Source organism: Staphylococcus intermedius NCTC 11048, assembly GCF_002902385.1.
Taxonomy (GTDB): domain Bacteria; phylum Bacillota; class Bacilli; order Staphylococcales; family Staphylococcaceae; genus Staphylococcus; species Staphylococcus intermedius.
This window is the reverse complement of the sequence record NZ_PPQH01000040.1, coordinates 73,472-94,169: the sequence shown is the minus strand read 5'-3', so window position 1 is coordinate 94,169 and position 20,698 is coordinate 73,472. Positions and strand designations below refer to the sequence as shown.

General features: G+C 37.3%; 21 protein-coding genes and 1 pseudogene. 6 read left to right on the top strand and 16 right to left on the bottom strand.

Annotated elements, in window-relative coordinates; all coding sequences use genetic code 11:
• Positions 1–2: 2 nt before the first annotated feature.
• Entirely contained in the window at positions 3–1,298 is a 1,296-nt protein-coding gene (locus CD138_RS09185) for a DRTGG domain-containing protein (RefSeq protein WP_019169451.1), read from the bottom strand.
• Positions 1,299–1,617: 319 nt separating this feature from the next.
• Here CD138_RS09185 and CD138_RS09180 point away from each other — a divergent pair, with 319 nt between their 5' ends.
• On the top strand, positions 1,618–2,031 hold the full coding sequence (locus tag CD138_RS09180) for a universal stress protein (RefSeq protein ID WP_019169449.1): 414 nt from the start codon (positions 1,618–1,620) through the stop codon (positions 2,029–2,031).
• 716 nt (positions 2,032–2,747) lie between these two features.
• Here CD138_RS09180 and CD138_RS09175 read toward each other — a convergent pair.
• Positions 2,748–3,437: a metal-dependent hydrolase gene (locus CD138_RS09175; protein ID WP_019169447.1), complete on the bottom strand. Its 690-nt coding sequence runs from the start codon at positions 3,435–3,437 to the stop codon at positions 2,748–2,750.
• Positions 3,438–3,693: 256 nt separating this feature from the next.
• Between CD138_RS09175 and CD138_RS09170 the strand changes: the two genes are divergently transcribed.
• Positions 3,694–4,749 (top strand): M24 family metallopeptidase, encoded by a 1,056-nt coding sequence (locus tag CD138_RS09170; protein ID WP_019169446.1) that lies wholly within the window; start codon positions 3,694–3,696, stop codon positions 4,747–4,749.
• On the top strand, positions 4,746–5,381 hold the full coding sequence (locus tag CD138_RS09165; RefSeq protein WP_019169445.1) for a copper homeostasis protein CutC: 636 nt from the start codon (positions 4,746–4,748) through the stop codon (positions 5,379–5,381). Before CD138_RS09170 ends, CD138_RS09165 begins: the two co-directional genes overlap by 4 nt.
• A 92-nt stretch (positions 5,382–5,473) precedes the next feature.
• Here CD138_RS09165 and ald read toward each other — a convergent pair whose 3' ends face one another.
• Positions 5,474–6,595, bottom strand: a complete 1,122-nt coding sequence (gene ald / locus CD138_RS09160) for an alanine dehydrogenase (RefSeq protein ID WP_019169444.1) — start codon at positions 6,593–6,595, stop codon at positions 5,474–5,476.
• 147 nt (positions 6,596–6,742) lie between these two features.
• On the opposite strand from ald, the gene CD138_RS09155 reads away from it, so the two are divergent.
• Complete coding sequence (locus tag CD138_RS09155; RefSeq protein WP_019169443.1) at positions 6,743–7,246, top strand: universal stress protein; 504 nt, start codon at positions 6,743–6,745, stop codon at positions 7,244–7,246.
• Positions 7,247–7,471: 225 nt separating this feature from the next.
• Here CD138_RS09155 and CD138_RS09150 read toward each other — a convergent pair whose 3' ends face one another.
• The 9 genes from CD138_RS09150 to ezrA form a co-directional block, all read right to left on the bottom strand.
• Positions 7,472–8,674 (bottom strand): acetate kinase, encoded by a 1,203-nt coding sequence (locus CD138_RS09150; RefSeq protein WP_019169442.1) that lies wholly within the window; start codon positions 8,672–8,674, stop codon positions 7,472–7,474.
• Positions 8,675–8,771: 97 nt separating this feature from the next.
• The gene (locus CD138_RS09145) at positions 8,772–9,701 is read right to left on the bottom strand and encodes a class I SAM-dependent methyltransferase (RefSeq protein ID WP_026066917.1); all 930 of its coding nucleotides are present in this window, start codon (positions 9,699–9,701) and stop codon (positions 8,772–8,774) included.
• Between the two features lie 204 nt (positions 9,702–9,905).
• Positions 9,906–10,400 (bottom strand): thiol peroxidase, encoded by a 495-nt coding sequence (gene tpx, locus CD138_RS09140; protein ID WP_019169440.1) that lies wholly within the window; start codon positions 10,398–10,400, stop codon positions 9,906–9,908.
• A gap of 63 nt (positions 10,401–10,463) precedes the next feature.
• On the bottom strand, positions 10,464–11,048 hold the full coding sequence (locus CD138_RS09135) for an RDD family protein (RefSeq protein ID WP_019169439.1): 585 nt from the start codon (positions 11,046–11,048) through the stop codon (positions 10,464–10,466).
• Positions 11,049–11,057: 9 nt separating this feature from the next.
• Entirely contained in the window at positions 11,058–12,050 is a 993-nt protein-coding gene (sppA, locus tag CD138_RS09130) for a signal peptide peptidase SppA (RefSeq protein WP_019169438.1), read from the bottom strand.
• 127 nt (positions 12,051–12,177) lie between these two features.
• A complete protein-coding gene (locus tag CD138_RS09125; RefSeq protein WP_096559678.1) occupies positions 12,178–12,951 on the bottom strand; it encodes a sulfite exporter TauE/SafE family protein in 774 nt (257 codons plus the stop codon).
• Positions 12,952–12,964: 13 nt separating this feature from the next.
• The gene (thiI, locus tag CD138_RS09120) at positions 12,965–14,185 is read right to left on the bottom strand and encodes a tRNA uracil 4-sulfurtransferase ThiI (protein ID WP_019169435.1); all 1,221 of its coding nucleotides are present in this window, start codon (positions 14,183–14,185) and stop codon (positions 12,965–12,967) included.
• A complete protein-coding gene (locus CD138_RS09115) occupies positions 14,182–15,318 on the bottom strand; it encodes a cysteine desulfurase family protein (RefSeq protein ID WP_019169434.1) in 1,137 nt (378 codons plus the stop codon). Before CD138_RS09115 ends, thiI begins: the two co-directional genes overlap by 4 nt.
• A gap of 225 nt (positions 15,319–15,543) precedes the next feature.
• The gene (ezrA, locus tag CD138_RS09110) at positions 15,544–17,244 is read right to left on the bottom strand and encodes a septation ring formation regulator EzrA (RefSeq protein WP_026066915.1); all 1,701 of its coding nucleotides are present in this window, start codon (positions 17,242–17,244) and stop codon (positions 15,544–15,546) included.
• Positions 17,245–17,426: 182 nt separating this feature from the next.
• Between ezrA and msrC the strand changes: the two genes are divergently transcribed.
• Together msrC and rpsD are read left to right on the top strand one after the other, a co-directional pair.
• On the top strand, positions 17,427–17,882 hold the full coding sequence (gene msrC / locus CD138_RS09105) for a free L-methionine (R)-S-oxide reductase MsrC (protein ID WP_019169432.1): 456 nt from the start codon (positions 17,427–17,429) through the stop codon (positions 17,880–17,882).
• A gap of 231 nt (positions 17,883–18,113) precedes the next feature.
• Positions 18,114–18,716 carry a 30S ribosomal protein S4 gene (gene rpsD, locus CD138_RS09100; RefSeq protein ID WP_019169431.1) on the top strand — a complete coding sequence of 201 codons (603 nt, stop codon included), beginning with the start codon at positions 18,114–18,116 and terminating at the stop codon, positions 18,714–18,716.
• Positions 18,717–18,845: 129 nt separating this feature from the next.
• Here the strand turns inward: rpsD and CD138_RS14680 are convergent, their stop codons facing one another.
• The 4 genes and pseudogenes from CD138_RS14680 to CD138_RS14675 all read right to left on the bottom strand — a co-directional run.
• Positions 18,846–19,550, bottom strand: coding sequence for a hypothetical protein (locus CD138_RS14680; RefSeq protein ID WP_258026501.1), 705 nt, complete (start codon positions 19,548–19,550; stop codon positions 18,846–18,848).
• On the bottom strand, positions 19,529–20,119 hold the full coding sequence (locus tag CD138_RS09090) for a DUF4355 domain-containing protein (protein WP_096559676.1): 591 nt from the start codon (positions 20,117–20,119) through the stop codon (positions 19,529–19,531). The genes CD138_RS14680 and CD138_RS09090 overlap by 22 nt, the downstream gene beginning before the upstream one ends.
• Before the next feature lie 184 nt (positions 20,120–20,303).
• Positions 20,304–20,447, bottom strand: a complete 144-nt coding sequence (locus CD138_RS14230; protein WP_019167926.1) for a hypothetical protein — start codon at positions 20,445–20,447, stop codon at positions 20,304–20,306.
• A 4-nt stretch (positions 20,448–20,451) separates the two neighbouring features.
• Positions 20,452–20,698 (bottom strand): annotated as a pseudogene (locus CD138_RS14675) (minor capsid protein); the annotation flags it as partial.

Genomic DNA, 20,698 nt, shown 5'->3' with positions numbered 1-20,698 from the left:
CCTTAATGATCTAATAATTGGCACATAATTAATGCTTTCGCAACAGGATGTTTCCCACTGAACATCGTTACTTCTAACTTCGCAAAATTACGTCCCATATCTAAAATGGTGTAATCCACTTCTACTTCACTTTCAATTTGTACAGTTCGAATATAAAAAATATTTAAGCTTTCAATCATGACCTCTAATTTTTTATATTTTCGCATCACTGATTTAATCGTTTCTTCGATAATCGCTACTGATACAGATTTACTCAATGTCCCGAATTGATTCGTTAGTTGTGGTGTGACTTCGACGATGATGTGCTGATTACGAATCTCAATATGTTTCGCCACTTGATCATTAATCGTTTCACCCACTTGTGGTTGGCGCCCTACTATTTGCATTGCTTTTAAAACATCTTCACGTGAAATGACGCCGACAAGTTGCTTTTGATTTCCTGTGACTGGCAACAACTCAATGCCTTCCCAAATCATCAAATGCGCACAACTTGCGACTGTCGTATTTAACTGGACATTAATTGCGGGTTTCGTCATCACACGAGAAAGTTTTTCGTCTAAATCTTTACCAATAATGTCTTTACTCGTGATTAACCCTGCCAACTTGTTTTCACGATCCACAATCGGAAAACGTGAATGTGACGTTTCACGTGATTTTTTGCCCACATCTGCAACTGTCATGTCGTCGTATAAGTAAGACGTTTGTTCGATTGGAATCACGATATCTTCAACAACTAATATCTCTTTTTTAATCATTTGATTGTACATTGCTCTATTGATAATATTGGCAACCATAAATGTATCATAATTGGAAGAAATGATGGGTAGGTTTTGTTCATCTGCCATTTTCTTAATTTCATCAGTGGTATCAAAACCACCTGTAATCAAGACGGCACTGCCACGTTCTAGCGCTGCCTTTTGTACATCAAGACGGTTTCCCACAATCAGTAATGTATTTTTAGAGACATAGTTAACGACATTATCGACTTCCATCGCCCCTATCGCAAATTTAGTGAGTGAATTAAATTGCCCTCCTTTACCGCCAATCAAGTGACCATCCACGATTTTTGCTACTTCTCCAAAGGTAAGATGATCCATTTTGGTACGCGTTTTCTTTTCGATACGAACGGTACCGACACGATCAATAGTTGCTACTAGCCCACGTTGACTCGCATCTTTTATCGCGCGATATGCTGTACCTTCTGAGACGTCCAAATCTTTCGCAATTTTACGGACCGAAATTTTTTGCCCTACAGATAATGATTCAATATGTTTAATGATTTGTTCGTGCTTTGTCATGTATCTCCCTCTATTGTTATGTCATGTCATAAAAATATATGATGCCTTTATGTAAAAGTTTGCCATTCAACTTAAAATAAATACCCCTCGATTGTCTGGTAAGTTTCGTTTCAATCCCCATATCATCCATTTTATTTCTTTTATTATAACGTTTTTCAAATTGTAATGCGAAGTGATAAGTCATAAATGTTTAAGTCCTTTTTAAACCGGTTAAAATAGTGTCGGTTTAAGGTATTTGATGTCAAAAGAAATATCAAAAATGTATTGAATCACTTTTACCAATTTTTTTGTTACACTAGTTTTAAGGAGGATGATAGAGATGCATCAAAATATTTTACTTGCAGTGGATACAGATTTAAAAAATGCAAAAGCGCTCCAAGAAGTTGTTAAAATTTCTGGCGACAGCTCCGTTGTGACTTTGCTCAATATCATCGGAGAACAAGACGTCCAAGCTTCTGTCAAAATGGGTACGCATTATGAGGAGCTTAAAGAAATTCGTCACACACAAATGCAAGCTACTCGAGACACGTTAGAACAAAATGGTTTGCAATATGAAGAAATTATCGAACGGGGCAATCCAAAAGAAAAAATCGTAAACTATGCGAACAGTGGGAAATACGATATCGTCGTGTTAAGTAACCGTAAAGCAGAAGCGTCTAAAAAATTCGTATTAGGTAGCGTGAGCCATAAAGTAGCAAAACGTGCCAAAATCCCTGTACTCATTGTGAAATAAATGAAAAATCGTCGACAAAGTACAAAGTAAATCAACTGAGTCGACACAATTTGAATCATATTCATTTTGATTATAGAAATCGCCATGAATTAAGGAGCTCGGAAATCAAACATTTCAAGTTCTATTAACCTTATTGATTATACATTTCTATATGACGATTTCGCTCGTTGTAGCAAAGGAGCTGGGAAACTCAACTGTGTCCCAGCTCCTTCCTATATGTTGTAACTACCCAATGCGTTTCAGCCTCAAATATGATGCCATACTTTGGAATTGCATGTAAAATCACACCACAGCCCAACCATTGACCTGTATCCATTAAAACCCCTTCTAATAGTACCACCTATCCAAATTAGCACATTTTAGAATTGTATTTTGTAACTGAAGTCTTTTAGAACATGATTTATCGATAAACCGCATATAAAAAAGATTGTCAGAACGATTCTTCACTTTTAATCGAATGTTTGACTTAAGGTGGGCGCATGGGCGACACTCCTGAGGCATTGAGCCGAAACTGAAAATCCACCAACGCTTCTACTAAAAAATGTAACAGTAAAATCATAGCGTTGGTTAGTTGAAGTGAGGCGCCTAGGAACGGGAGCCCAAATAAGCCAAACCATAAGTCAAACAATTCATTCCCTTAATGAAGAATAGTACCACAATCTTTTAATTTAACACGCCATATCAATACAGCTGTGTAAAAACAATCAAAAACAATTCTAAAGTTCTACTGTCTCACCAGGTTTTACAATTTGAACTTCCCCTACATTCACAAGCTGCTTAAACGCTTCCGGATCTTGTTCAATTAATGGGAACGTATTGTAATGAATCGGCACAGTAATTTTTGGCTGAATCAATTCATTAATCGCATAACTTGCATCTTCAATCCCCATCGTAAAATTATCACCAATTGGCACAAAACATACATCTACAGGATGACGGTCAGCAATTAACTTCATATCACTGAATAAGCCTGTATCCCCTGTATGATAAATGGTTTTACCTTCTAATTCTAAAATCACACCCATCGGCATCCCTAAGTACATCGGAATACCATTGTCATCTGTTAAACTTGAACTATGAAACGCTTGAACAAATTTGACAACACCAAAATCAAACGTCCATTTTCCGCCGATATTCATTGGGTGCACATTTTCAATACCTTGATTTGTTGATAAATAGTTCGCCATTTCAGCAGAACCAATGACTGTTGCATTATTACGTTTTGCAATTTCAACAGTATCTCCAAAATGGTCTTCGTGACCGTGTGTTAAAATCACGTAGTCCACTTTTAAGTCCTCAATATTTAGATCTGATTGTCCATTTCCTGTGATAAATGGATCAATGATACCTGATTTGCCATTTGCTTCAAAATATACAGTCGATTGACCATGAAAAGATAATTTCATGTCGCATCCTCCTTCATCATGTGTAATACAGATTCCTAACTTTTATATTATCAGGGTCTTCGTCATAAATCTAAAATTTACATTACGAAAAGCACCCTATTAAAGCAATCCTCCTAATTCTTATGTCAAAAAACAACATCACGTCTCTTATTTTCATTCACGTCCCAACTGCCTATTAAACATTCATGAATGCGCATTTTGCATTCTCAAAACAACTGACTTAAAATAAATATGAAGAAATAAAGGAGGCGTTTTTATGTCAAAAATAGAACAACTCGTACAAACGTTAAAAGAACAAGAAGCGGATGCAATGTGGGTGTCCAATCCTATTAACATTTTTTATTTTACAGGCTACAAATCTGAACCCCATGAACGATTATTTGCATTGTTAGTTCGTGCAGATGGTCAACAAATTTTATTCTGTCCTCAATTGGAAGTTGAAGAAGTCAAAGCCTCTCCATTTAAAGGTGATATCATCGGATACTTAGACACAGAAAATCCTTTCGATAAACATCAAGAAACGTATGAAAAATTGTTGATTGAAGAAAATCATTTAACCGTTCAACGTTATCACGCACTTCAAAAAGCCTTTTCTGTACAAACATTTAAAGCCGCTGACCCAGTAATCCGAACATTGCGAAACGTTAAGACAGTAGATGAAATCGAAACTTTAAGACATGCGGCAAATTTAGCGGACAAATGTATGGAAATTGGTGTAGCATTTTTAAAAGAAGGCGTCACAGAACGTGAAGTCGTGAATCATATTGAAAATGAAATCAAAAAATACGGTGTCAATGAAATGAGCTTTGACACGATGGTATTATTCGGAGACCATGCAGCGGCACCACATGGCACACCTGGAGATCGACAACTTAAAAATAACGAATATGTGTTGTTTGACTTAGGTGTAATTTATAACCATTACTGCAGTGATATTACGCGTACTGTCGCATTTGGACAACCTGATGCTAAGGCACAAGAAATTTACAATATCGTATTAAAAGCAGAGCAAGAAGCCATCCAACATATCAAACCAGGTGTCACAATTAGTGAACTTGACGATATTGCGAGAGGTATTATTACAGAAGCAGGATATGGTGAATACTTCCCTCACCGTTTAGGACACGGGTTAGGTCTTGAGGCACACGAATACCAAGATATTTCAAGTACAAACGAAAATCCACTTGAAGTGGGTATGGTGTTGACCATTGAACCTGGTATTTATGTACCAAATGTAGCAGGCGTCCGCATTGAAGATGATATTTTAGTCACTGAAAATGGCTATGAATCATTGTCAGGATATGCAAAATGATTAAGGAAGCGGTCGCATCATCTTTAATAGAAGTTGAAGCTAAACTGAAAGCAGGCGCCGATCGAATTGAATTATGTGAAAACATGCATGACAGCGGTACAACACCGAGTTATGGCATGGTTAAAATTGCGAGTGACATGTGCCAACTGTATGGCGCTGAACTAGCTGTCATGATTCGACCTCGTGGCGGTTCGTTTGTCTACAATTGGTATGAATTTGAATCGATGCAAGCCGACATACGACAACTTAAAACATTGCCGATTGATTATTTCGTATTCGGTTGTTTAACAGATGAAGATACGTTACATCAATTTCAAATGCAAACACTCATTCAACTCGCGGCCCCGATACGCGTTGTATGTCATATGGCCTTTGATCATATTTATCCTGCTGGCCAATCTAAAGCCTTACAACAGTTGATGGATTTGGGTGTGACACGATTACTGACGCATGGAGGGCCTGCACAGTCGAATCTCTTTGACAACTTACCGCAACTTGCAAAATGGGTCCGACAATCAAAAGGGCAAATTGAAATTATGCCCGGTGGCGGCTTGAATTATGAGAATTTAGATGCATTGTTAGAACTATTCCCATTTCAAGAAGTTCACGGGACACATATTGTTAAAACTTAAACACTCATTAAATTTATGGGTTTAAAAAAAGACGAGTTTCAGGAAACGTTTTATCTCCTGACTCGTCTTTTCATAATTTCAAAAATGTTTGGTTATACTTCCGTTAATACTTGAGTCACTGGCGTATAATCATAGTCGAACGCTTCAGCAACAGCTTTGTTTGTCACGTATCCATTGAACACATTTAAACCGTGTGACAGTGGCACGTTTTCTGTTAACGCACGTTGATAACCTTTATTCGCAATTTGTAATGCATAAGGTAATGTCGCATTATTTAAACCAATCGTTGAAGTACGCGGCACTGCGCCTGGCATGTTCGCAACAGCATAATGAACGACACCATGTTTAATATACGTTGGATCATTGTGTGTCGAAATTTTATCTGTTGTTTCGAAAATACCGCCTTGGTCAATCGCAATGTCGACCACTACAGAACCCGCTTTCATCTTCTTAATCATGTCTTCAGTGACAAGCTTCGGTGCTTTTGCCCCTGGAATTAATACAGCACCAATGACAAGATCGCTTTCTACGACATGTGATTCTATATTTAAAGGGTTAGACATAATCGTTTGCACACGACCGTCAAAAAGGTCTTCAAATTCTTGTAAACGTTTCGGATTTACATCTAAAATAGTCACATCCGCACCAAGTCCAAGTGCAATACGCGCCGCATTTGTACCTGCTTGTCCCCCACCAATGATCGTCACTTTACCTTTTTGGACACCTGGAATACCTCCAAGTAATATGCCCATACCCCCATTAAAGCGTTGTAAAAATTGCGCCCCAATTTGTGTAGACATGCGTCCTGCTACTTCGCTCATAGGTGTAAGTAATGGTAACGAGCGATCACCAAGTTGTACTGTTTCATATGCGATGGCTACAACTTTTTTATCGATGAGCGCTTTCGTTAATTCAGGTTCATTTGCCAAGTGAAGATATGTGAATAAAATGAGTCCCTCTCTAAAGTATCCATACTCTTCTTTCAATGGTTCTTTAACTTTAATGACCATGTCGACATCCCAAACTTCATCTTGACGATTTACGATGTTTGCACCTGCTTGAACGTAATCCGCGTCTTCGAAATAAGAGCCCTCACCTGCTTTTGTTTCGACGAACACTTCATGTCCAGCTTCTACAAGTGCATGTACACCACTTGGGGATAAACCAACACGATTTTCATTATTTTTTATCTCTTTCGGAATTCCAATTCTCATACTCCTTGCACCTCCAGAACTTATGATAACGCATACACAATGTAAGCGCAATCATAACAATTTTTGGATTTTTAATTCATATAAATTTCACTTAAATTGAGAGATGATATGTTATAATAAAGATGAAATAAGAAAGGGGTTTTGGCCATGTATATGTACAAAAATATTTTAATTGCTGTTGATGGTTCTCATGAAGCAGAATGGGCATTTAACAAAGCTGTTGCGGTTGCAAAGCGTAATGATGCCAAACTGATTATTGTGAATGTGATCGACTCAAGAACTTACACATCTTTTGAAGTTTACGATTCTCACTTCACAGAAAAATCTAAATCATTTGCAGAAAAATTATTAGATGGCTACCGTCAAGTGGCACAAGATGAAGGAATTCAAAATGTAGAAACACGTTTAGAATTTGGATCACCTAAATCTGTACTTCCAAAATTAGCAAGTGATGAACATTCAGAAGTTGATTTAGTGATGTGCGGTACTTCAGGACTAAATGCGGTAGAACGTTTCATCGTTGGTTCTGTATCTGAAGCGATTGTTCGTCATTCAGCATGTGATGTATTAGTTGTACGTACTGAGCAAATTCCAGAAAACTTTGAACCAAAAGTTGCAACAGATGCGTTATTAAAAGATTTCAGCATTTAATGAAACCCTTAAAATTAAACACGAACTGCCTATGCGTCTTATAGGTCGTTCATTAAAGGAAGGGGCTGGGATATCATTAATGTCCAAGCCTCTTTTTTGTTACATCATTAATGAATCATGCCGATTTAGAAGTCGCCTTCTCAACATATACAAATATTAAAAAACAGTACGAAGCACGATAAAATCATACCTCATACTGTTTTTTTATTTTATGCAAAATCAAATTTACCCTTCTAAGTTACCATAAGTCATGACATCACGTGCAATCATCACTTCTTCATTCGTAGGAATCACTAATACTTTAACAGGTGAATGTGGGTAGTTGAGCTCAGCTTCTTTACCGCGTAAACCTTCATTTTTACGTGGATCCCAGTAAACGCCCATAAATTCTAAACCTTCTAATACACGTGAACGAACTGCATCTGAGTTTTCACCTACACCCGCAGTGAAGATAATCACATCGACACCGTGCATACGTGTTGCATATGAACCCATGTATTTATGGATACGTGAAGCAAACACTTCTAATGCTAACTCTGCACGTTCTTCTCCTTCTTTGGCATCTTCTTCAATATCACGTAAGTCTGAAGACGTTCCAGTGATACCTAATAAACCTGATTCTTTATTTAAAATGTTAAGAACTTCGTCAGCTGTTTTACCTGTTTTCTCCATCAAGAATGGAATTAATGCTGGGTCAATATTACCTGAACGTGTCCCCATTGTTACACCCGCTAATGGTGTAAAGCCCATTGACGTGTCGATTGATTTACCACCATCGATTGCAGCAATTGAAGCCCCGTTACCAATATGACATGAAATAATACGTAATTCTTCAAGTGGTTTTCCTAACATTTCAGCTGCACGTTGTGACACATATTTATGACTTGTACCGTGGAAACCATATTTGCGGATACCATATTTTTTATAGTATTCATAAGGTAAGCTATATAAATATGCTGATTCCGGCATTGTTTGATGGAATGATGTATCGAATATCGCAACATGTGGAATTTCAGGAAGCAGTTTTCTAAATGCTTGAATTCCCATTAAGTTTGCTGGGTTGTGAAGTGGTGCTAAGTCTGTTAATTTTTCAATATCTTTAATCACTTCGTCTGTCACTAATGCAGACTCTGGGAACAATTCACCACCATGTACGACACGATGACCTGTTCCATCGATTTCATTAATATCTTTAATCACACCATGTTTTTGTAAGCTGTCTAACATCATGTTTACAGCTTGTTCGTGATCTTTAATGTCTTGTACTTCTTTAATTTTCTCACCATTCACTTCAATTGTAAAAATCGAATCCTTTAAACCAATACGTTCAATTAAACCTTTAGTGATTAATTTTTCTTCTGGCATTTCAATTAATTGAAACTTCAATGATGAACTACCAGCGTTAATCGCCAAAATTAACTTTGACATGTCAACGGCCTCCAATATATATATTTTATTCACATCTATTTAACCATTAATACAGTTTCATTTCAAGAGTGTAACAGCCTAATTTTTAGGTTGATTTTTATGACAACCACGTTTTAAGTTCAGATAAAAATTGTTGGAAGTTTTGCGGGTTTTTAAAATCTGGTATGTTGGCTAATAAAACTTCTACTGGCTTCGTCACATTCTGTTCTTTACGTTGCAAAATTAGAATTGACTTTTGTGCGCGTTCACTTTTAAATAATGTTTTCGGTAAGTTCAGAAATGCTTGCATCTCAGTTTCTGTTGCAATAAAATTTTCCAACTGTTTCACATGATCACCTTCAAATAGTTGGCTCGGTACAACGAGGAAAACGTACCCCGACGGCTTTACCGCTTCGATTGCCTGTTCAATAAACAAGTGATGTGCAAAACTGTGTCCCTCTTCAAAACCTAACTGTAACTGTTCACTACGTGCATCATTCGGGTAATATCCAATTGGTAAATCGCCCATCACAACATCCGCACCATCAAAAGGTAATGGCATAATGGCATCTTGAGGATAAACGTCAAATGGGATTTCTAAAAAGTTAGCGAGATGTACACTCACTCTAGAAAGTACGGGGTCAACCTCAACTAAATGATGCATGATAGTAAAATCTGCCATCACTTCATGAACGGTTGCACTTAAATGCCCTGTACCACTGCCTAAATCCGCAATATGCAAAGCTTCTGTACCTTCTTTAAATTGAGACACTAAAAACCCTAAAATGAGACCGATTGAGTCAGGCGTAATTTGATGATTCGCTTGCACTTCCTCTTTTTGAAGCTGATTCAGATACGCAAATTGAAATGCTTTTCTTCTATCTTGCAATGTGGCTTGTTCCAATAAATCACGCTCAGACGTGTACAATTGTTCCATTGCCAAACCTAAATTTTCAATAAAGCTTTGACCGTTTTCTTCGTTTAATTTTTGTGTTCTTTCATCGAGTTGATGAAATAATGTTTCCATAATAGAGGTACTTTCAGTCATTATTCATCGTCCTTTCATAAAAATAAGGGAGTACTTCAGAAGCACATGTCATTGATGTGACTTCTGAATCTCCCTCTGTTCGCTTCATCAACATTGATTGATTCAATCACCTATTCACAGAGATATTTCATGTCTGAAAAACTTGTTAAATGCAAGTTAATTCTGCTATTCCGAATCTCCACTATACTTGGCAGTGATCATCAATTAAATGTTGCGATAAGCTTCAAGTGCTGCTTCAAAGTTAGGGAAATCCGTACCCTCTGGTACAATCTCTTTATATACCACTTTATTATTTTCATCTAATACAAATACTGAACGTGCTAATAATTGTAAACCGTCCATGATAAGACCATAGTTCTCACCAAATGAACGACTTTGATAATCACTTAATGTAATGACGTTGTCTAATCCACTTGATGCACACCATCTTTGTTGCGCAAATGGTAAGTCCATTGACAATGTTAATACATAACCATCTTCAGCACTTGCTTCTACATTGAATTTTCGTGTTTGTTGATCACATACACCTGTGTCAAGAGATGGAACAACGTTGATTAACTTTTTCTTACCATCATATTTCGCAAGTGTCACGGGTTGTAAACTATTGTCTACTACTGTGAAATCTGGAGCTTGGTCTCCAACGTTAACCTCTTGACCTAATAATTCAACAGGGTTTTGTTTAAATGTAATTTGTGCCATTAAAAGTGCCTCCCTTAATAAGATTACTTTACTATTATATCGTGTTAACCATTCGTTATCACGTCAGACACCTTCAGATTCTTTAATATAATGTAGGTATTTATTTTTAACAACGACTGTATCCGCAAAATAGTCATGGACACCGATATGTTTAGGCGTGAAAAGTACGGCTAAATAAGGTATTCCTAAAAAGACATTCGAAATGATGCGGCCTATCCATTCTCTAAACAACACGTCAGACCAGTTCATTGTGGCAAAATCACTGCGAAACACTTTAATACCTAAAATCATTTTGCCGACAGTCTGTTGAAAGTATTTTGTCAACAATACAAAATAAGCGAAGTATATCAACGCGTCTACCAAATGTCCGACACTGAAATAATCAATCCATAACTTCCAACTATCGATACCCGTCAAAGCATAAATAGGGTTTAACACGATTTGTGTGAACCCCCATAAAATCGCGAGGTCGATAATATAACTGAAAAATCGTCTTCCAAATCCTGCGTAGAAAAATCCATCGAGTTCATAACGGTGCTTTTCTAAAGTTTGTGTTGCACGCACCTCTGAATCATTTCCATGTATAGGTCGTGAATTTTCTGGGCGAGGTTGAGACGGATTATAATTAAACTCATTCGAACGTTGCATCTCAATCACCTACCCTTCGTATTTGTACATTGGTCGTGTTTGTGATTCATTGTTAATGATTGATTTAACATCTTTCAAATCTGCACGCAAACCATTCATGAATGATTTCATACCTAGGAAACTCGTTAAACTACTCTCTTCAGGATCGAAAGTAATGATTTCTGGGTTGTCAACTTTAATCGCTTTCTTTAAGTCTTTTAAAGTCTGATCTTTATAACCAATATCGTCAATTAAACCATTACTTTTCGCTTGTTGGGCACTATAAATACGCCCATCTGCTAATTTACGCACTTTGGATTCGGACATATGTCGTCCTTCTTTAACGACATTTACAAATTGATCGAAACTGTCTTTATTGATTGATTGTAAAATCTCTCTTTCTTCATCTGTCATTTCACGTGAGCTACTTAAAATATCTTTATGTGCACCAGATTTAATCGTGTTTGTTTTAATACCTAATTTGTCCAACAGCTCTGAATAATCTTTTGACTCAGAGATCACACCTATTGAACCTGTTAACGATTGAGGGCCTGCATAGATTTTATCGGCAGGTGCTGAAATGTAGTAACCACCAGAAGCTGCTAAATTTTCCATTTGTACGTAAATCTTTTTGCCAGAATCTTTTACTTCTTTTATTTTTTGATAAAACTCATCACTTTCATATGTACCGCCACCTGGACTGTTGACGCTAAGCAACACGCCTTTAATTGAATCATCATTCTTAATCGTTTCAAGTTGTTTTAAAGCAGCTTGATGATTATAACCTGCGCCTCCACCGAACAATCCGCCGCTTGCACCAGTATCGATAATCTCGCCTTGTACGACGATTTCGGCTATTCTTTTACCACTGTCTCCTTCTTCAAGCACTGTACTTGATGCTCCCTCAGTGATGTTAAAATCACCACTCATAAAAGAGGATACAACGGATGTCATGGCACTCATTAAAATACCGCCCAGTACGATGACGCTCGCTAATATAATCGCTATGATCCTTTTTGACATAATCAACTTCCTTTCGATTGGTTTTTCAAATTTATCATAACAAAAAAATATCATTTTTACGTTAAATTACTGCAAGAAATCATATGAATTTAGCAATTGATTCCTTACAGTAACGATAACACGCTCATTAATGCGTGGATATAAAGTCCCAGATGTTTTTTAAAATCAGAACAATTGTAACCACGACAAACAAAATTCTGACGTACCCGACACCTTTTTTGAGTGCAAACATCGCGCCGGCATATGAACCCGCAATCATACTGACACCCATAATGAGTCCATAGACATAATCGACACGGCCTAAATAAATAAACAAGAGCAATGCGCCTAAGTTTGAGGCAAAGTTCAATACTTTCGCATTCCCCGCTGCACTTAAAAAATCAAAGCCGAGTAATAAAAATACGAAGAGCAGAAATGATCCTGTCCCACCGCCAAGAAAACCATCATAAAAGCCAATCACAATGATGAGACAAGTAAATAAAATGAGTTTATACAAAGGTAACGTAGAATATGTACGAATACTTCCCCAGTCTTTTTTCAATAATGTATAGATGAGCACCAATGACAAAATGACAATCACGAGCGGCTTCAAGAGTTCAGCAGGTAAATAAACCGCAACAATCGCACCAAGAATCGAAGCGATAAATGATAAAGGAAACAGTTTGAAAACGATTGGTAAGTCCACTTTGCCTGAACGAATAAAGCGAATCGCACTCGTCAAAGACCCAAATGCGCTCGCTAATTTATTTGTTCCTAATGCAGCAGCGGGTGGCATTCCAATAGCAAGCAATGCAGGAATTGATATTAAGCCACCCCCACCAACGACAGCATCTATAAATGCCGCTAAAAAACCTAAACCAACGATAATTAAAATTAGTGTCCCATCCCATTCTAAAATCATTGTTTATCCCCCTTTAGAACAAATCGTCATCCCATGCGTTTTGTTCATCTTGATGGAGTTGATAGTTTTTATCGATCACCATCGTTTCAATATTGGCTACTGCTCTGTCAATCATCTCTTCAAAATCAAAACCAGATTCATATTGCAATACTTTTTCAAATTGCGGTTCAGTCACTGGATTTTTCGGTGTGAAAATCGTACAACAATCTTCATAAGGTTGAATAGATGTTTCAAATGTTCCGATATCTTTTGCCTTTTTCACGATTTCTTCTTTATCTAATGACAATAATGGGCGTAAAATCGGCGTGTTCGTTACAGCGTTGATGGCATACATACTTTTCAAAGTTTGACTGGCCACTTGTCCTAGATTTTCACCGTTAACGATGGCGTCCGCACCGATTTGATGCACCACTTTATCTGCAATTCTTAACATCATGCGACGGGTTGAAGTCATCGTATAGCGTTCATGTACGACTTTATGAATTTGCTTTTGCACTTCTGTAAATGGCACAATGTGGAGACGAATTGAACCCACTCTTTCTGCCATAATGCGTGTCAATTCAATCACTTTTTCTTTCGCTTTTTCACTTGTAAATGGCGGACTGTGAAAATGGATGGCTTCAATCGTCACGCCACGACGCATCACTTCCATACCAGCAACCGGCGAATCAATACCACCTGATAACATGAGGAGTGTTTTACCCCCAGTTCCAACAGGTAAGCCCCCAATCGCTGGAACAATACGGTCATACATGTAAATCGCATCTAAACGCACTTCTACTTTGATTTCATGATCGGGTTGACGTACATCGACATGTAGGGATTCATTACTTTTAAGCACCTCTCCACCGACCATACGTTGAATCGCAAATGTTTCGTATTCAAAAGTCTTGTCTGAACGCTTCACTTCGATTTTGAAACTGTCCCCCGCTGCATAATCTTGCGCAAACAATCTCGCATGGTCATACACTGCTTCCATCGATTTTTCTAATTTTAAAACTGGACTAATTGAATGCACACCGAAAACTTTCGAAATACGTGTCATCATTTCTTCAATATCTGCTTCTGGTGTTAATTGAATGTACATACGATCACGATTGGCTTTCACTTCATATCCTTTTAATGGCATGAGTGCACGTTTCACATTTGAACGTAACTGGCTGACAAATGTCTTACGATTGCCACCTTTTAATGTCAATTCTCCGTAACGGACTAATATATGGTCATAAATCATTTTTCTAACAACTCCTCAACTTCTCTATATACTTGATGAAACGCTGCTTTAAACGTTTCAATATCTTGCATGGTTGTATGTCGATCAAATGACAACCTAATACTCCCTAATATGTTTGACACCGAAATATTCATCGCTTTTAATACTTCATTCACATTGGAATGTTTGGATGAACAAGCACTCGTCGTCGAAATCATAATTCCTTGTTTCGAAAAGGCATTGACTAACACTTCACCACGGACACCCGGAAACGCCATATTTAAAATATGTGGGGAGGCATCCACAGGCGAATTGATCACAACACCTGGATAGTCTTGAATCATCTCACGCAATGCACGCGTAAAATCTGTTAACGTTTGCATTAATGCTTCACGATGATCTTCAGCTAATCGAATCGCTTTCGCCAACGCCACATCACTGGCAACATTGACCGTTCCACTACGTAAACCAAATTCCTGACCGCCACCTTGAATGATCGGATAAATTTGATGCAAGTTTTTTAAAATAAGTAAACCTTGACCTTTCAAACCATTAAATTTGTGACCACTCAACGATAAACTGTCAATGCCTGCCATTTGAATCGGCCATTTCCCAAGAGCCTGAACCGCATCAACATGAAAATGTACTTTTGGATAAGCTTTTAAGCATGACACAATCTCTTCAATGGGTTGGATTTGCCCCATAATATTATTCACTTGCATGCACGTCACTAAAATCACATCATTCGATAACAGTGACTTTAAATGTTCGATATCAATGCCGCCCTCAGCTGTGACATTGACATATTTCAATATAAAACCTTCACGCTCTAATTCACGCATCACTTCTAATACAGAAGGATGTTCAAGTAATGACGTAATGATGGTGCGTCCAAAATGTTTTTTCTGATGCGCTGCCCCTTTTAAAGCCATATTGTTCGACTCTGTTGCCCCGCTCGTAAAAATGAGTGTTTCATCATTTAACTTCAAAGTCGATTTGATTTGGTCTCTTGCATTTTGTAGCAAACGTTCGACTTCTTGCCCTTTTTCATGCGGACTATTCGGATTATAAAAAAACTTTTCGTTCACTTTCATAAAACTCGATAACACGGATGCATCAGGTTTCGTCGTCGCTGCGTTATCAAAATATAACATGTGCAGACTTCCTCTCTTTAAATATCATTTTACATTGTACTACAAGTCGTGGGGTTGATGTCATATCCATTCGATATTTTCTAAAATTTTATGACTTCGGTCAACTTTTCGGATTGATGCAAATAATGCACCGCTAATTTTTATCTCAAACAATAAAAAATGCACCTATCATAGTTACGCGTACTACGATAGATGCATGGGTTATTGCAATATTGCATGTGTATATTAAGATTGTTGTTCTAACACTTCTCGTTCAATGTGTTGCGCGATGCCTGGCTCAAGTTGTTCTAGTGCCTGCTCAGAAATTTCACTTGAACGTTTGTAGCGGTTGTTTTTGAATAAACGTTCTGCTTCATTCAAACTTTTATCTAAATCATGATTGTCTTTACGATAACGGTTCCCATATTGAATGAGACGTTCCGCGTACACCGCATTAATGAGCACATCGTTCGCTTCATCTTCAAATTTGTTCATTTGAAGGACCACTTTGTTCACTTTATCTTTCAATTGTTGCACATTAATTGGTCGCTCACTGAAACGTTTATTGACGTCACGCACTTCATAATCAATTTCATTTTTCAAGATGATAAAGCGCTCTGGCACACTCGTTAAGTTTGAAGCAAGTAGACGACGATAAATTTCTTCTTTTTTACTTTGGACACGTAAAATATGTTCTTCTGCCTCTGCTTCATCTTCTCTTAATGACACGAGATGATTTTGTAACTTTTCTTGTTTCGCATTAATCACTTCAACATGGTCTTCAATATATTTCAAGTTATCTTGGACTTCACTGTATCGTACAGATGATTTCGCCATTTCAGATAAAATTTCGTCATACACTGAAATTAAGTTTTGAATCTCATTTTCAAATTGACGCACACTTTGTACATCACTTTCATTGATATAATAGTTTTCACGTACATATTCTATTTCAGTTTGTAACGTGTAATTCATATCTTTGGCATGGAACAAATCATTTGTGATACGTTCTTTAGATTCCTCTACGGCATTTTTCGACTTGACTTCATGTTCAATTAAGTCATACATTTCATCGAGTCGGTCATTTATTTGTACCAATTTATCGTTCGCTTCATCTAACTCTAGGCGACTGATCATCGGTTCAACAAAACTCAACTCTGTCTTCAAATCTTGTAATGTACTATCGACCTTCACATGATCCAAATCATAACCTTCTACTTTCAAATCACGTACGCCATATTTAATGTCTTGAAATTGACCTGGCAGTTCTTTTTGTGCTTCACGCATTAATTCAGGAATCTCACTCATATCCTCTTTTAAATAAGTAATATCTTGATCTAAGCCTTGAATATGTGTGTGGGCCTCTCGGTAGTTTCCTTCCGCCTTCAATGTCTCATACACTTCGAATTCTGGTTCAAAGCCTTCAATTTCTTTTTCCAGTAAACTTGCAGCTTCACCATATTGATGACGATTTGCAAGGACATCGCGCTTCAATTTACGGTGTTCATCTTTACTTCTTTCATAAATTTCGTCACTCTGTTGATGCATATCAAAAACTTCATCCGCCTTACTAATGAGTTCCTGATGTTTCGCTTCGTACTGATCCATTAATGCATGTGCATCATTAATATCCGTTTGTGCTAATGAAAACTTAAATTTATCTAGATTCATTTCTGCTTCATGGATTTTTTCATCTACAGGTGCCAAATAGTTATTCGTTGTGTCCGTCCATGATTGGTTTAATGTATCGTATTGATTTTTTGTTTCACCAGATAAGTGTAATGTTTTCAATTTCTCCAAACTATCATCATACGACAATGCATTTAATTTTTCTCTTCTCTCTTCAGCAGATTGAATAATCGACCTTTTGTTTGATCGCATGTAAAATAAAACACCGATTGCAATCAAAATAACAATGATAATCGCTAGTATAATATATAATGCCATGTCCACTCGTCTCCTCCTAAATACATAAAACTATTATAACGTAATTTAAGGATGCGTTAAAATAAAATCTTAAAATAAATTGCAGTTTTTTGCAGTTCTATCAAAATATCTCAGAAAATTGCGTCGCATTCAAGAGTTAGCTTATAATATGGAATAAAATGACAAGAAAGTGAGTGAATTGCATGACAGAATCAACAGACTATCATCTCTTATCCCGTCAACTCGATGCGATGTTAGAGGGTGAAAAAGATTTAATTGCAAATTTAAGTAATGCGTCTGCGTTATTAAATGAAAATTTAGCACAAATTAATTGGGTCGGCTTTTATTTAATGAAAGATGGTGCATTGATTTTAGGGCCTTTCCAAGGTAAACCTGCATGTGTGCATATCGAAGTCGGAAAAGGCGTATGTGGGACAGCTGTTGCAGAAAATCAAACGCAACGTGTCGCAGATGTTCATGCTTTCCCTGGACATATTGCTTGTGATGCGAACAGTCAATCTGAAATCGTCATTCCAATTCATAAAGACGGTGAAGTGATTGGCGTATTAGATATTGATGCCCCTATTCCTTCACGTTTTTCAGAAACAGACGAAGCGGGATTAGAAGATGTCGTGAAAGTTTTAGAAACACATCTTTAATCATTTTTAAATAAGGTTTGACTTTTGTGTATATCATGATACAATAACCTTTGTGTGAATTAACGAAAATAGCAGTTGAATATTGATAGGCGCTATAATGTTCCCAAAGCGGACGTGTCGTGTAACCGGAGCTATGAGGTGAGGATACATAAAACATTATATCCTATTGGGCATTCAACACTCTTTTTTGTTTCTTCATAACAACAAAAAAGAAAAAGGAGGAGTCACATTATGGCTCGATTCAGAGGTTCAAGCTGGAAAAAATCTCGTCGTTTAGGTATCTCATTATCAGGTACTGGTAAAGAATTAGACAAACGTCCTTACGCACCAGGACAACACGGTCCAACTCAACGTAAAAAATTATCTGAGTATGGATTACAATTACGTGAAAAACAAAAATTACGTTACTTATATGGTATGACTGAACGTCAATTCCGTAACACTTTCCAAAACGCTGGTAAACAAGGCGGTGTTCACGGTGAAAACTTCATGATCTTACTTGCTAGCCGTTTAGACGCTGTAGTATACGCTTTAGGTTTAGCGCGTACACGTCGTCAAGCACGTCAATTAGTAGGTCACGGTCACGTAGAAGTTGACGGTAAACGTGTTGACATTCCATCATACACATTAAAACCAGGTCAAGTGATTTCTGTTCGTGAAAAATCACGTAAATTAGCAATCATCGAAGAATCAGTAGAAATCAACAATTTCGTTCCTGATTACTTAGACTTCGATGCTGATAACTTAACAGGTACTTTCGTTCGCCTTCCAGAACGTAGCGAATTACCAGCTGAAATCAATGAACAATTAATCGTTGAGTACTACTCACGTTAATCTGTCATTTTTCGGACACCAAGTATATATTTATACTTGGTGTTTTTTTTGCGTTCAAAATCAGGTTAGAATAACGTTAAGTCAAACACCTGCCCCCTATTTTGGTTAGTTATCTTATTTAATTACTCATCATACACCTTGACTTAACACTTGTTGCTTGTTATCACCTTGTGGCAATGCAATAACGAGCTGCTTAATTTTAGTGTAGAATGCAGGCGATACGAATAACGTTCCATTTGTTGGCGCAATATCATCCGTCATTTTTTCAGTGACAGACAAAATCGCATCGTATTCTTTTTTAGCAGCAACCGCAATGTGTTCTTTCGCATTCTGAGCAATATTTTTAAAACGTAAATTATCTAAGTACGGTGCGACCACTTCAGCTGATTGACGCGCAACCACATCATTCACATCAATATTGCCCTCTGTATCACGTTTATCGAGCTTATCGATAAAACGACCCCAGTACTTCTCTTGGTCTAAGAAGTACGTGCGTTCAGTAATTTTCGGGCTGTCCATGTGATTCGCTTGTGTGCGGTCATAATCACGTAATTCAGCTACATCACCTTTCATGACAGTGAATGAGCGCCCCTCCATGTAAATCGCATCATCAGTAATCAATGCAGGTGTCGCATAAGACTTCGCATCAGTCACCGATTTAACAATACCAGTATGCTTCTCTTTTAATTTTGTCTCACCCATCGGTACTTTTGTTTTAGCAGCTGCAGGCGTTGCATTTCCACACGTTGCCGCATCAGCAAAAAATTGTAAATTGAATTTTAAATTAAATTTCATCATCAAATCAACCTTACTTAATTTAAAAATGTTTTCCACGTTTCATCAGTTTCAAGCTTCGGTGTTGTCACATGATTTCCAACAACATGGCTTTGTGTCGCTTTACTTTCTAACTGACGTTGTACTTCTTGATTCACAAATGCTACAAAACTGTCAACAGTCGCCTTTGTGTCTTCAGCCGTATCTTTCACGACTAAATCCAACAATGCATCAGGTACGTGCATCCCCGCATCCGTTAACATCGACGTCGCTTCTTGGCACATTTTATATGTCTCAAGTTGCTTTTTATATTCGTCACGCTCTTTTTCTGTTTTCTCAAGCTCATATTGATGCTTTTGTTCTGCATTCATCTTACGCAACTTATCGGCCTCTTTTTGTTTCTCTGTCAACTCATCTTGAATCTGTTGACGCATCGCTTTCGTACGTCGTTGCATCTCTTCATTCACACGATCATTCACTAATTTAAGTTGCGCCTCAGTCAACTGTTCCGTATCTTTCGTTTCATCAACCGATTCGCTATTTTCTATAGTATTATCTGCTTCCGCATTTGCTTCAGTACCCGCATCATTAAAAAACTGTAAGCTTAACTTTAACCATTGTTCTTTCATATTTCGCACCTCATTTAAATCTACTCTTGCAAGTTTTATGTCATTGCATGGTGTGGACTACACTTGCATCTTTTAACGCCATAAGCACGGTTTGGGCAATAAAAAAAAGCCACTGCAGCACAGTCGCTTAAAAATGCGTATAAAAAGAGCACCTGGATGAATGATTTACTGTTTCATCAGGTGCTTATTTCCGTTTGTTTTGTTTTCGTTGCTTTTCTTTTTCTGCTTTTTCTTTTTTTTCTTCTCTTTCTAATATCGCAGAGAACGCCTTAGCTGCCTCTTCAGCAGAAATTGGAAGGTCTAACCCTAGCGGCATTTCCCTTTTCATATAATCACCTAACCTTATATTCTATAATACCTTTATTGTATAGTTTTCTTAATGCTTTTTCAATATTAACATCCTTAATAGGCTGATTTCCTGTCTTTTTAAACGCTTTTTCACAAATTCTAGAAAATATTTTTGTATCGTAATCATTCGTTTTTGTAATGAACTTAACCTTTCCTGTATTTGTAACAATAGTCATTGTTTTTATAGTCTCACGGTCATTAAACATAATCAAATCATAAGTTGAAAAACTG